The organism is Tolypothrix sp. PCC 7712, from assembly GCF_025860405.1.
Lineage (GTDB): Bacteria > Cyanobacteriota > Cyanobacteriia > Cyanobacteriales > Nostocaceae > Aulosira > Aulosira diplosiphon.
Genome location: NZ_CP063785.1, coordinates 7,148,780 through 7,162,693, shown reverse-complemented (window position 1 = coordinate 7,162,693; position 13,914 = coordinate 7,148,780). Strand labels below are relative to the sequence as shown.

9 protein-coding genes are annotated in these 13,914 nt (G+C 40.3%); all 9 read left to right on the top strand.

Annotated features, from left to right (window positions below):
• Positions 1–23: 23 nt before the first annotated feature.
• The 9 genes from HGR01_RS29380 (at position 24) to HGR01_RS29340 (ending at position 13,831) form a co-directional block, all read left to right on the top strand.
• Positions 24–2,120 (top strand): tetratricopeptide repeat protein, encoded by a 2,097-nt coding sequence (locus HGR01_RS29380; protein ID WP_045872164.1) that lies wholly within the window; start codon positions 24–26, stop codon positions 2,118–2,120.
• Positions 2,121–2,539: 419 nt separating this feature from the next.
• Positions 2,540–3,571 (top strand): hypothetical protein, encoded by a 1,032-nt coding sequence (locus HGR01_RS29375; protein WP_228045138.1) that lies wholly within the window; start codon positions 2,540–2,542, stop codon positions 3,569–3,571.
• Between the two features lie 104 nt (positions 3,572–3,675).
• Positions 3,676–4,158, top strand: coding sequence for a chemotaxis protein CheW (locus HGR01_RS29370; protein WP_045872165.1), 483 nt, complete (start codon positions 3,676–3,678; stop codon positions 4,156–4,158).
• Positions 4,139–5,365: a CheR family methyltransferase gene (locus HGR01_RS29365; RefSeq protein ID WP_045872166.1), complete on the top strand. Its 1,227-nt coding sequence runs from the start codon at positions 4,139–4,141 to the stop codon at positions 5,363–5,365. The genes HGR01_RS29370 and HGR01_RS29365 overlap by 20 nt, the downstream gene beginning before the upstream one ends.
• 41 nt (positions 5,366–5,406) lie before the next feature.
• Positions 5,407–6,996: a methyl-accepting chemotaxis protein gene (locus tag HGR01_RS29360; protein WP_052335294.1), complete on the top strand. Its 1,590-nt coding sequence runs from the start codon at positions 5,407–5,409 to the stop codon at positions 6,994–6,996.
• A 14-nt stretch (positions 6,997–7,010) separates the two neighbouring features.
• Positions 7,011–7,730 carry a chemotaxis protein CheW gene (locus tag HGR01_RS29355; RefSeq protein ID WP_228045133.1) on the top strand — a complete coding sequence of 240 codons (720 nt, stop codon included), beginning with the start codon at positions 7,011–7,013 and terminating at the stop codon, positions 7,728–7,730.
• A gap of 247 nt (positions 7,731–7,977) precedes the next feature.
• Complete coding sequence (locus HGR01_RS29350; protein ID WP_045872169.1) at positions 7,978–10,881, top strand: hybrid sensor histidine kinase/response regulator; 2,904 nt, start codon at positions 7,978–7,980, stop codon at positions 10,879–10,881.
• Between the two features lie 3 nt (positions 10,882–10,884).
• Positions 10,885–11,880, top strand: coding sequence for a chemotaxis response regulator protein-glutamate methylesterase (locus tag HGR01_RS29345; protein ID WP_045872170.1), 996 nt, complete (start codon positions 10,885–10,887; stop codon positions 11,878–11,880).
• Positions 11,881–12,307: 427 nt separating this feature from the next.
• A complete protein-coding gene (locus HGR01_RS29340; RefSeq protein ID WP_045872172.1) occupies positions 12,308–13,831 on the top strand; it encodes a response regulator in 1,524 nt (507 codons plus the stop codon).
• Positions 13,832–13,914 lie beyond the last annotated feature (83 nt).

Sequence of the window (13,914 nt, the reverse complement as noted above, 5' to 3'; positions counted from 1 at the left end):
ATACGAATATACAAAATCAGCTTATGATGCTAACACGATGCCTGTGGCGAGCGAAGCTATCGCTTGCTTTGATTATTGCTTCTCAACTAATTTACTCTGTTCCCATTTATGCGGCAGATGCTAGGATAACAATTTCTAAAGCTTGCCGTGTAGAGCTAACTGGTGAAAGTACCCGACGCTGGAGCGAAATTTCTGGAATGTCTTTAACTGATAGACTCCCCGCAATTACCAGAGAGCTAAAAAACGCTCAACGCCGAGGAGATACAACTTTTACAATCCAGACATTAGATTTTGCCATCAAGACAATTACTACTCAAATACAATCACTGACAGATAGGGATAATCCAAAACTTGCTACTATTCTCGATCAAATTGTGGTCTTAGCTAAACCTTTACCGAGTGGGTATAGTTTAGGCAAAACTCATATCTTGACGGAATCTGCGATCGCCTATGGAAAAATTGGCCACTTCACCATAGGAAAACAAACGCTACAGCTTGCGTCTGAGTCGGTATCAGGAATTCGCAATACTCCTAAAGATTTAGTTGCGGCGCACATTCGCCTTGCAGAAGGGTGGATTGCTCTCGACCAACCGGCGGAAGCTGCATCTTCCCTCAACTATGGATTTGAGCAAACTATCAAAAATCTGAAAGATATCTATGCAAGACGTGAATATTTGTCAAAACTGGTTAATTTATATCTCCAAATTAACCAACCCACAAAAGCTTTAGAGGTGCTAAAGCAACTTTCTCCTCAAGATTACGATCCTGATATTACCGTCACTCAGATTGCTGCTACCTACTTTAAAGCTAGAGACCCAGTAAAAGCAAAGAAATTACTAGATCCATTGCTCAAAGCAGCACTAGCAATTAAAGATGTGGAACAACGGGAAATTAAATTAATGAATTTGGTGCTACACTATGCCCCCAGTGGAGATTTAGGGCGATCGCAGCAAATTGTTTCCCTAATGAAACGCCCTAATTCTTTCCGGGCTAGAAGTTGGTTGACAATCGCCGCAGAAAGTCGCAAATTTAACCAGCCAGAAATCCGCGAATCTGCGATCGCCCGTTTAGTTGCTGATGCTAAAGCCGCTAAAATAGCCGATCAGTTTGGTGGACGCTTTGATAATGAATGGTATGGCGAGATGGCAAATTTATCTACAACTCGCGGCTATCAGCCAGAACTCAAAGCCTTGATTGCTGAACTGCGTGCGGTGAATGTCTTGGGAATTGTCCTGAAAGATTTGATTGCCAATAAGCAGTTTACAACTGCGCGGCAAATGGTACCACGTCCGATGATCGTACAGATAGATGCAGGCTATTTCGATGAAAGCGATCGCTGGCTGGATAATATTGCCATAGCCGCCCTTGAAGCCGGACAAACCCAGGATGCAGAAGCTAGAATTGCTGGGGAAAAAACCGATGTGCGGCGATTGCTGCGGTTTGCTCAAGCTTTCCATCGCCGTGGTAATGTTGCTGTTGCCGATCAATTATTCACTCGTAGCCAAGTAATAGCTAATAGCATTTCTGCTTTACCTACCGCTATCACAACTCATGCTGCGATCGCCAATGCTTTGATTTCCACCAATCGTCCAGCTGATAAGCTATTGAATCGAATTGTCACGCTGATACAAACAGAAAAAGCATTGCCACAACAAGCACAATTATTGCTATCAATCAGTGCAGAATTTGACGCAACGCGATCGGCTTATTTTACACTGGCAGAAAAATTAAAGTTACTTCAGCAAGTAGATTTTGCTACCTTAGCAGGTAATCAAGCGATCGCCAATCGTCAGCCAGAGGAAGCATCCCGTTTCATTGGTTACGCTGGGAGAAATCCTAGCGAAAAGTTGGACTTTGCTTTACGAGTTGTGGAACTGAATCTGACTCAAGGTAATTTTACAAAAGCGCGATCGCTCCTCAATATTTCCATACAAACCCTCCGTAATGGGCCAGAGTCTTCTTTGCCACCGATTGCAGAACGTTCCCGTTTTTGGGGGCGGATTGCTTTAAATCTAGTGCGTACAGGAGACAATAAAACTGCGATCGCCATTGCTGAGAATGTCACACCATCACCAGAACGCGAACAATTACTGCAACGCTTACGCTGTTATCAGAACTGAGACTTAGGGACTTCCAAATAAAAAAATATCCCAGTATTTATTGTGGGGTGGACATCTTGTCCGCCCAGTTTATGTGGCGGGCATCTTGCCCGCCCCACAAGATGGAATAATTTATTTCTTGGAAGTCCCTTATCTAGTCATACTCATCAGGTGAATTCCGTTGTTTGGTTTTCAACTGATTTGCGTTCCTCGGCACAAAAAGCTAGCCTGAAGGCATTAGGAGCGAGGGAAATTTTTTGAGATTCAATTTTGATTATTACCAAAAAGTTTACTCGACTCACAGAGAATAAATAACAAACAGACAAACATTTATAAGTTTCCTATTCGCAGTAAATTTACTGAAGTAGTACTGATACGTAAATGTTAGTTTTGTGATGTTAATTTGACGAAGTGTGCATGAAAGCGAACGGAGGGGGAGATTGGGTAGACATAAACAGCTAGATATTGAAAGTACAGGAGAAAACGTAGAAAATGAGGTTTGGTTTCCCCAGAGTTTTGCTGAGGTTGTCGATCAGGTAAAAAGCTTTGTACTTGAAGAGTTCGATCGTGAGATTACCCAGAATCAACTTTACTATCACAATCATGAGCATATAAGTCATGTGCTACGTCGAGCTAAGGCTATTTTTCGAGTAGTTGCTCCCTATTGGCAAACACCCGATGGTCAAAAGGCTGATGATCTCGAAAGGATGCATTTGTTACTTGAGCTTTGTGCTGTAGCTCACGACATGGTACAGGTTTTTATACCTCAACATCAACCTCATACTTCCAGACAGCGCTCATCTGGGGAGAGTGAAAATTTGACTTGGGAAAAATTATCAAATTATCTTCAAGCCTTAAATCAGCAGCTAAAAAAGAATTCTTTTGATGATTCTCTGCTGTTTCAAGATGCAGATATATCTATTATTCGAGAAACTATCCAAGCTACAGTTTGTGTTTATGACCCATGCGATCGCAGTATTTACCAACCTGACATTTACGACAAAAACAAGGATTTATCACTTGTGACTCGGATCATTGCTTTGGTAGATATTAACTCATTAGGAATCGATGGTATTGATATTTATAATCGGGAAGGAACTTTAATTTTTTTAGAAGAGAATCCCGATGTTATTCCGATTATTTTAGATAAATTAAATCATACATTAGATAAAAATTCTGCTACAGAAAACTCAGAAATTTCCGAAAATATCCGCCAAAGATTACTCAAACGCGCTCGCTTTCAAGTAAATTTTGCTAAGTCACGTTTACAACGCTATCCTCAAGAAATTAGTAGCTTTCCCCAAGCAGTAATTCCAACTCTCACCAAAGAGATTTTTTCCTATTTAAACCCAGAAATAATTCAAGAAATTGAAACAACTACTCCCGTAGATGAAGATACTTCTTTGGAAGAGTTAATCAGGTTTTTTAAATTTGAGGATTTAGAACAAATAAAAATTCAAGATAAAAGATAAGTAAGTCGGAGGTAAATTGCCTTGAACCCCTTACCAATGAATAATGACAGCCCTTACCAGTTATATTTAATTACGCCTAGCTACTTAATATATTTTTTATCCTTATGTTAATGCTTCTTTTCCATATTGGAAATAATTTATATGCAATTGAAAGTTCTCGTGTTATTGAGGTAATTCCCAGAGTTTCCTATCGAGAGGTTCACCACGTACCAAGTTATGTTGCTGGTGTCTTTAATTATCGCGGTGTAATTGTTCCTGTAATTGACCTTTGCCATTTAATTCGAGATAAACCCAGCCAAGCAAATCTAAGTACCCGTGTCATGATTGTGAGTTATTCTGGCGGAGATAACACATTGCAATATATGGGTTTGATGGCAGAAAAAGTGATTAAAACAGTCAATAAATCAGCCAATGACTTTTTAAAATCTGGAATCAAGACAAATGATGCTCGTTATTTAGGAGATATGATTATGGATGAAAAAGGGATGATTCAAAATATCGATTTAGAACTTTTATTTAATAATTTTATAGAAATAGACTTATTGGCAATTAAAGGAAATATAGTAAATGTCCCTCAAAGCCATTGAAACGCTATTAAGCCAAAAAATTGGTGTAGATTTTAAGATTATTGGCTCAACTAAAATTGCCAAAGTTGTAGAAAATCGTCGTTGTGCAGCCAATTTAGCTGATTTGAAAGCCTATTTCCAGCTTTTACAAACTTCCTCAGAAGAGTTGGCCGAATTGGTTGAACAAATAGTTGTACCTGAAACCTATTTTTTCCGCGATCGCAAACCTTTTGATTTTCTCATAAATTATGTTCGGACTGAGTGGTTAGTCAAACCTAGTAGTGCTATGTTGCGCGTATTGAGCGTACCCTGTTCCACAGGAGAGGAACCTTACTCAATTGCGATCGCATTGATGGAAGCAGGATTAACTACTTCTCGATTTCATATTGATGCTATTGATATTAGTCAACAAGTAATTACCAAAGCGAAGCGGGGTATCTATGGTAAAAACTCGTTTCGGGGTGAGGATTTTGTTGACAGGAATCGCTATTTTCAGCAAATAGCTGAGGGATATGAAGTTTCTCCTGCTGTGCGAGTTAGTGTCAATTTTCGACAGGGTAATATTTTAAACTTTCCTCATATCAAAAGTAAATATGATTTAATTTTTTGTCGGAATTTATTAATTTATTTGGAACCATCTGCTTGTACCCAAATATTTAAAATATTGCACCAGTTGTTGCCACCAGATGGATTACTTTTTGTCGGATCTGCTGAAACTGGAAAGACCCCTAGTAATTTGTTTACATCAATTCGTCAGCCTTCTACTTTTGTTTACCAAAAAGTCAAAGAAGCTCAACCATCATCGGTGAAAACTTCAATATCAACGAATTTAAGAAATGAGTCTCAAACATCAACTAAAAATATCTACAAACCAATAAATAAACCTTTATCAAAAATACCCATAATGGCTGGAACAATCAACTCTAATATAAATCTCGAACAGGCTCAAAAATTAGCTGATGCTGGATATATAGAATCAGCTATTAATCATTGTAAAGAGCATTTAAAGCAGGATTCAACAAATGCTAAAGCATATACTTTACTAGGTACACTCTACCAAACAAAAGCAAATTATGTGGAGGCTGAAGAATGTTTTCGCAAAGCTCTGTACTTAAATCCCAATGATTATGAAACACTAATGCATCTTGCACTTTTGAAAGAACATCGTGGCGATTTAGTTGGTGCATCAATTATTCAGCAGCGAATTCAAAAGTTAAAACTAACTTGATAAATTCTATTTTAATTATCTAAAAACCAAGGAAAATAATTATGGTAAATAGCGTATTTAAAGACCCATCCTTACAAGGTCGAATTATGTCAGCTTTCATGTTAATGGGGGCATTAGTGTTTTTCGTTGCACTTGTTGGTTTTGGTGGAACATTTCGTTTGAGTAGTCACATTGATACATTAAGTAACAACAGTTTACCAAGCCTACTGGGATTATGGAAGGTTAACGAAGGACAAACTCAAATAGAATCCTCAGAACGGGCTTTATTAGTTGTCGGATTGACACCACAAGAACGACAAGCCGAACTAACTCGGATTAAGAATGCTTGGGGACAAATTGATAACGGATTCAAGCAATATGAATCAACTCCCAGAACTGCGGAGGAAGATAGAGCTTATAAAAAACTTCAAGACAACTGGAATAAATGGAAAAATGACCACGAAGAATTTCTGAAGCTCAACCAGCAATTCGAGAGTTTAGGAATTTTCAACCCATATGCTAAAGAAGCGGAGTTACTGAGTCAGAAAAAAGAAACTTCACCAGAAATGGCAACAGTGAAAAAAGCAGTTGATGCATTGAATCAATTACGCGATCGCACGAAAACAAATCGCATCAATTTTGAAGCTGCAACTACTTCAATTTTAGATACATTAAAAGTTAACGAAAGTACGGCTACAATAGCACAGAAAGAATCAGAACAAGACGCTAACCAGTCAAAATTCTGGACGATTGTAGCGATGTTTTTGGGGCCTGCGATCGCAATTATTCTGGGACGGTTTCTTAGTAAGGCTTTGGTTCGACGCATTCAAAAGTCTGTGGTGCAAATCACCACCTCTGCAACCCAAATTGCGGCATCGGGTAAGGAATTGGAAGCGACAGTTGCCGAGCAGGTTGCTTCTACGAATGAAGTTAGTGCAACCGCAACTGAAATTGCCGCCAATTCCAGACAACTAGTGAGGACGATGGAGCAGGTAGCGGAAATGACTCAAGCAACCGCGATGTCTGCAAGTCATAGCAAAGACGAACTTGCCAACATGGAAACTGTGATGCGGCAACTGACGGAGGCAACTAATTCTATCTCCTCTAAGTTGGGAGTGATGAATAACAAAGCTGGTAACATCAATAATGTTGTGGTGACAATTACCAAAGTTGCCGACCAAACCAGCATTCTATCCCTAAATGCCGCCATCGAAGCCGAAAAAGCCGGAGAGTATGGTGCAGGTTTTGCGGTTGTAGCAAGAGAAATTCGCCGACTTGCCAATCAAACTGCTGTTGCTACCTTAGAAATTGAGCAAATTGTCAAAGATATGCAATCTGCGGTGACAGTGGGTGTGATGGAAATGGATAAATTCAACAAATCGGTAAGCGATAGCGTAGATAGGGTGAGCAAAATTAGTTTCCAGGTTGAGGAAGTAATTAGCAAAGTTCAAAGTTTGCCTCCTCAATTTGAGCAAGTTAGTCAAAGTATGGAGGAACAATCCGAAGGAGCGCAGCAAATTAGCTTGGCAATGGAGCAATTAAGCGAAGCATCCGCACAAACAGTAGATGCTTTACGGGAGACAAATAATGCTTTAGAGCAATTGGATGATGCTGCTAGAGGGTTACGCAATTCTATCTCTTCTCAAAATTAATGGAGGGAATGACGATGCTGATAGAACAATCTATTTCCGAAAATTCAACATTAAATGATTGTTGGAATAAGATTGGGGTAATGGGCGATCGCACTTGCGGTGAGTTAAAATCGGTGATTCATTGTCATGAATGTCCCGTATTTGCCACGGTTGGGGATAGTTTGCTGGAACGGGAACCACCACTTAATTATGTTTCCGAGTGGATTAATGTCCTCGCAGAAGCACCCGTTGATGAAGAAATCCGAAGCCATGAAGCCATCATCCGTACAGCAAAAGCTATTTCCGTGATGATTTTTCGTCTCGGAAATGAGCGATTAGCTTTAAGTGCCAATATTTTGCAGGAAGTCACCCATCCTTGTGTCATTCAACCTGTACCCCACCGTAGTAATAACTTATTTCTGGGACTTGTGAATATTCGGGGAGAAACCTTGCTTTGTGCATCTCTGAGTCACCTGTTGAGTTTAAAACCCATTGAGGTTGATTCTGTAAATCCTCAATTAACAAGCTCACAACGAATGATAGTAGCAGGACAGCAAGACCAAAAATGGGTATTCTTAGTTGATGAGGTTTATGGGATTCAACGCTTTCACCTGAATGAGTTAAAAGATGCACCCGTTGTAATTGCCAAAGCGGATCAAGCCTATACTCAGGGGATTATTAATTGGCAAGATGAGAAAGTTAATTATCTCGACTCAGAATTATTGTTTTACACGCTTAATCACAAAATTTTGTAGTGAATTAGGCAATTAATTATGTATATAGGAATCCGCTTTGATTCGGAGAAATTATTTGCGAAGGGAGGGAACTCTTAACAGGGAACTCTTAACAGGGAAGAAGAAATAAAAGTGTACTTAGTTTTTTTCAAAAATCAAATATGAGTCTTATAGGATTCATATTTGATTTTTCAAGTAGGATGCGTTAGCGTAACGCATCCTTACTAATAGCCATTTTATAAATCTAATTTTTATCCATCCTTAGTATATGAATGATTACAACTTACTAGATTTATTTCGTCGCGAGATAGAAACTCAGGTAGACATCCTCAAAGAATCTCTAGCTACACTGAAAACTCAACCCTCTTCGATGACTGACTTGGAACGAGCAACCCAGGCTGTACACTCAATCTGGGGAAGTGCAAGATTAGTAGATCGGGAAGTGGCTGCTAATTTAGCACAAATTATGAAGGAGTGTTTTATTGCGGCACAAAACAAAAATGTAATATTGGGTGAAGAACAAATAGATGTTTTACTTCATGGTAGCCATTTACTTTTAAGTATAGGCAAAACAGCTGCCTCTGATTTTGAGCATTGGATGTCAGAACATGCTTGGGAACTCACAACAACCCAAAAAACTATTTCTATTATTTTAAAATCTGAAATTATCAATCAATCTTCTCCCAATAAACAAGAAATAGTAACTGTTTCCCCATCTCAAAATGACTCCTCTTTAAATCTTGAAAAAAACAGCAACGCAGATATAACAGAAAAAATCCGGGAATCATCTCTGCATTCATCCCAAATTACTTCCCCACTTAATCCTTGGGATAACACAAATGTAACTACCGTTTTTACTGACACTCCCAACCCACCAAAAGCGATCGCACTGACTGCTGACAGTTCAATGGTGGATTTGTTTCGCTTGGAAGTGGAAACACAGGTTGGTATCATGAATGACTGTTTACTAGCATTGGAGGGCAACCCACAATCGGCACAGGTTCTAGAAAGTTTGATGCGTGCAGCACATTCAATTAAAGGTTCTGCCCGAATTGTTGCCCTTGATGCTGTCGTGGGTTTGGCTCATGTGATGGAAGATTGCTTTGTGGCGGCACAAAATAAAACAATTACGCTGTTATCGGCACAGGTTGACATACTCCTTCAAGGGGTAGATTTATTGCAAGGTATTAGCAGTATAGATAATACTGAATTACCTAACTGGTTAGGAGAAAATCAAGCCATATTTGCAGAGGTACAATCAGCAGTCACAGGTATTTTGAATCCTCAAGTAATCCCAGCAAAATCAATTCCTCAACCCATTGAACCAGTGGAACCGGAAAAACCTAATGCTCCAGTTCCTCTAACAGCATCCGGGGAAGAAAGCGAATCAAAGCCTGTATCTTCGCAATCTGCAACCGAACCAGCACCTACACAAGACCGAGTAGTACGAGTGAATGCGGAGAATTTGAACCGGATTATGGGTTTAGCTGGGGAATCATTAATCGAAGCTAACTGGTTACAACCTCACGCAGACTCGATGATGTCGCTAAAATGGAACTTGCTTGATTTGTCGAGGACACTAGAACAATTAGAAGATGCTCTCGATCGAAGCAATCAGCAGCAATCAGTCAAACAGCACTTGCAGGAAGCAAGAATCAAAGAACAGCAATGTCTCGATTTATTGAGCGATCGCTTAAATGAACTAGAGCTTTATGCTCAACGTACAGCTAATTTATCTGATCGTCTCTACCGAGAAGTAATCACCTCCAATATGCGTCCATTTGCCGATGGTATCCAAAGTTTTCCTCGGATGATTCGGGATTTGGCACGGAAGTTAGGTAAGCAAGTTAAGTTAGATATTGTTGGGAAAGCAACTTCGGTAGACCGGGATATCCTCAAGAAGTTGGAAGCTCCATTAACGCATATATTACGAAATGCCACCGACCACGGTATCGAAATGCCCTCCGAACGCATTGAAAAAGGTAAACCCCCTGAAGGCACAATCCGCTTAGAAGCATTTCATCGGGGAGGAATGCTGGTGATTACCATTACTGACGATGGCAAAGGCATTAACTTAGAACAGTTGCGACAGAAGGTAATTAATAAAAACCTAGCAACATCAGAAATGGCGGCTCAATTTACAGATGCGGAACTAATGGAGTTTCTATTTTTACCAGGATTTTCCACCGCTAAACAGGTGACAGAAATTTCTGGACGAGGTGTGGGACTAGATATTGCCAAAAGTATGGCACAGGAGGTAGGAGGTACAGTACGAGCTGTTTCCCAAGTAGGTAAGGGTACGAGTTTTCACTTTCAATTACCGCTAACGCTTTCGGTTGTGCGAACATTATTAGTCGAAATTTCTGGAAGACCCTACGCTATTCCCTTAGCCCGGATTGAGCAAATTGTTATAGTCGAGCCAGCCTCAATTTATGAGGTGGAAAATCGCCAATATTTTACCATGAATCAACAAAATATTGGCTTAATCGCAGCATATCAAGTGTTGGAATTACCAGAATTTCCTGCTAAATCTCGAGATATTTCGGTAGTCGTAATTAGCGACCAGTCTAATGCCTACGGGTTAGTGGTAGATCAGTTTCTGGGAGAACGGGATTTAGTTGTTAGACCCCTCGATGCTCGCTTGGGTAAAGTCCGCGACATTAGCGCTACGTCTTTACTCAGTGATGGCTCACCTGTTTTAGTTGTCGATGTCACAGATATGGTGCGAACAATGGATGCAATTCTCAATGCCGGACAACTCAACAAGCTGGGGATGGAAACAACAACCATTTTATTAGATCAGCCGAAGAAAGTTCTCGTTGTGGATGACTCGATTACCGTCAGGGAAATGGAGCGTAAATTGTTGGAAAATCGCGGCTATCAGGTGGATATCGCTGTGGATGGGATGGAAGGATGGAATGCTGTACGAACTAACCACTACGATTTGGTGATTAGTGATATCGATATGCCACGGATGAATGGGATTGAACTAGTGCGGCAAATTAAGAACCACTCACGCTTACACTCGCTTCCAGTGATTATTATGTCCTACCGCGATCGCACCGAAGACCGGATTCAGGGAATGGAAGCTGGTGCTGATTACTACTTGACAAAAAGTAGTTTTCATGATGATACCTTAGTTAATGCTGTAGTCGATTTAGTTGGTCGCTAATTTATGAGAATTGCCATTGTTAACGACTTGACAATTGCTGTCACAGCACTAAGACGGGTATTGCAGACTGTTCCCGAATATCAAGTAGCTTGGGTTGCCCATGATGGAAAAGAAGCAGTTGCTAAATGTACCCAAGACACACCCGATTTGATTTTAATGGATTTGTTGATGCCCGTGATGGATGGGGTAGAGGCAACTCGGCGAATTATGCTGGATTGTCCCTGCGCGATTTTTGTGGTCACAGCTAGTACCGAAAAAAACATCACTAAAGTCTACGAAGCGATGGGTTACGGTGCTGTGGATGTAGTGGATACACCAGCTGACAGTAGCGATGTTAGTAAGCTACTGACTAAAATAGCCAGGATTGGTAAACTGCTGAAAAAGTCAGCAACTACTGCCAAAATTTCTTCTTTAGCTTCGCAGCAACAACAAAATAATTCTAGATTGACAGCGCCTTTAGTCGCGATTGGTTCATCAACTGGGGGGCCGAAAGCATTAGCGGATATTTTATCGAAATTACCTGCGAATTTTAACAGCGCGATCGCAATTATCCAGCACGTTGATGCTCAGTTTTCCAGAGGATTTGTCGAATGGTTGAATCAACAATCTAAATTACCAGTGCGATTAGCAGTTGCAGGAAATCGTCTGGAAGTAGGAACTGTATTAGTTGCTGGTAGCAATGACCATTTGTATTTAAAGCCAGATTTAACCCTTGGTTACACCAAAGAACCTGTTGACTATCCTTACCGTCCATCGGTTGATGTATTTTTCAAAAGTCTCGCTCAGAATTGGAAGCGCAAAGGAATAGGTATTGTGCTTACAGGTATGGGACGAGATGGTGCTGAAGGATTAAATGCTTTACGACTTCAAGGTTGGCATACAATTGCTCAAGATAAAGCCAGTTGCGTAGTGTATGGAATGCCCAAGGCTGCTGTGGAGTTAAATGCAGCTGTTGAGGTATTATCACCAGATGATATTGCTGCTAAATTTCTGATCTAGTAGAGTTCAGTTAAAAAATAAATTGACAACAAAACAATAATTTTGGAGGGGGTTTGGGGGACGCAACCGTCCGAAGTTTTGTGGAAGGAAACCTTCCCCACAAACTTCACCCAATCGGGGGTTTGGGGGATTCTCCCCCAATTGAGCTAGCTGTTTCCACAACTGACAAATCAATCATTATCTGAACTGTATTGCATCACGATTCATAAACTCCCTAAGACTCAACTTGTTTCCGCCCCATTAGCGATTTTGATCAATCGAGTGGGAATACTGAGTATAAAGTATAATTTTGCGGCTGACACAATTTGGTTTGCAGTGGTGCAAAACTTTGCCATATCTTGACTTCCAACTTTATTGACAAAGTGTCTATAGTCTAAGACCCTGTCTGTATAATTAGCCACCACCAAAATCTACAAACCCAAACCCTATGTCTCCCACAACCGAAGAACAAATAAGCGTTTTACTAGTTGACGACCAATCGATAATTGGCGAAGCCATCTCTCGAATGTTAGCTCCCGAAAAAGACATAGTATTTAACTATTGTCACGACCCAACCCTTGCTTTAAAGGTAGCTAATGAATGTAAACCAACCATCATTTTACAAGACCTTGTCATGCCACAAATGGATGGATTACTGTTAGTCCAGTATCTCCGTTCCAAAGATTCTCCTACTTGCCACATTCCCTTAATTGTTCTATCGAGTAAAGAAGAACCAGTTATCAAAGCCAAAGCATTCTCACTAGGGGCAAATGATTATTTGGTAAAACTCCCCGATAAAATGGAGTTAATCGCCCGAATTCGCTATCACTCCACAGCTTATATTAATTTTCTCAAACGACAAGAAGCAGAAGCTTTATTCAAAGCGGAAATTCTGCGTCAAGCTGCATATATTGAAGAAGTGAATAGGGTTACTGCTGCTGCTTCGGATGTGGAACGCGATGCTTTTGAACCAGATGCTTTAGATGAAGTTGCTAAACGCAGCGATGAACTAGGAAAACTCGCACGGGTTTTTACCAACATGGTAAAAACTGTTAAAGTACGGGAAAAAGAATTAATAACCGCCAATACTCAGCTAGAGTCGCTATTAAAAGCTTACGGGCGATTTGTACCTCATGAATACCTACGGTTTCTACGTAAAGACGCGATTACTGATGTAAATTTAGGCGACCATGTAAGTAAAGTTATGGCAGTAATGTTTAGCGATATTCGCTCATTTACTACCATCTCCGAAAACATGACACCTCAAGATAACTTTAACTTTGTCAATGCCTACCTCAAGCGTGTTAGCCCCGAAATTCGCAGCAACTACGGTATCATTGTCAAATTTTTAGGCGACGGGATGATGGCAGTATTTCCCGAAGGTGCAGATGATGCGATCGCTGCTGGAGTGGCAAAACAAAACCAAGTTCAAGAATACAATAAGCAAAGGGCAAAAACAGGTTACTTACCATTAGAAGTTGGCATTGGTATTCACGTTGGACACATGATGTTAGGCATGGTGGGTGAAGAAAGTCGAATGCAGGGAGATGCTTTTTCCGATAACGTTAACTTGACCGCACGCCTAGAAGGACTGACAAAATTTTATGGTGTATCGCTGCTAATATCAGAACAAGCCTTACAAAATATGAGCACTGCCAATAAATATCAAATTCGGTTTTTAGATAGAGTTATTGTCAAAGGAAGAACCGAAGCGATCGCAGTCTACGAAGTCCTGGATGCCGAAGTTGAAGAAGTTCGCCAACTCAAAATTAAAACCCAACCTGATTTTGAAGCAGCATTGCAATATTATAAATGTGCCGACTTTACGACCGCACGGGAAAGCTTTGAAAAAATGCTTTCTGTAAATCCCACAGATAAAACAGCGAAATTATACCTGGAACGGATTGAAATTTTATTACAACGCAGAGTCCCTGAAAATTGGAATGGTGTATGGGCTTTGACTGAAAAGTAATACAAATTTTTTCAGCGTTTTCGTTAGTTGAGTCAATTTTTTGGGAAAAGCAACATTATATAGGCACTTGCAAATAAAAAATA

Excerpts from the sequence above, each read along its gene's own strand:
- HGR01_RS29365 (WP_045872166.1), top strand. The coding sequence starts at position 4,139 with ATGTCCCTCAAAGCCATTGAAACGCTATTAAGCCAAAAAATTGGTGTA.
- HGR01_RS29340 (WP_045872172.1), top strand. The coding sequence starts at position 12,308 with ATGTCTCCCACAACCGAAGAACAAATAAGCGTTTTACTAGTTGACGAC.
- HGR01_RS29360 (WP_052335294.1), top strand. The coding sequence starts at position 5,407 with ATGGTAAATAGCGTATTTAAAGACCCATCCTTACAAGGTCGAATTATG.
- HGR01_RS29345 (WP_045872170.1), top strand. The coding sequence starts at position 10,885 with ATGAGAATTGCCATTGTTAACGACTTGACAATTGCTGTCACAGCACTA.
- HGR01_RS29370 (WP_045872165.1), top strand. The coding sequence starts at position 3,676 with ATGTTAATGCTTCTTTTCCATATTGGAAATAATTTATATGCAATTGAA.
- HGR01_RS29355 (WP_228045133.1), top strand. The coding sequence starts at position 7,011 with ATGCTGATAGAACAATCTATTTCCGAAAATTCAACATTAAATGATTGT.
- HGR01_RS29350 (WP_045872169.1), top strand. The coding sequence starts at position 7,978 with ATGAATGATTACAACTTACTAGATTTATTTCGTCGCGAGATAGAAACT.
- HGR01_RS29380 (WP_045872164.1), top strand. The coding sequence starts at position 24 with ATGATGCTAACACGATGCCTGTGGCGAGCGAAGCTATCGCTTGCTTTG.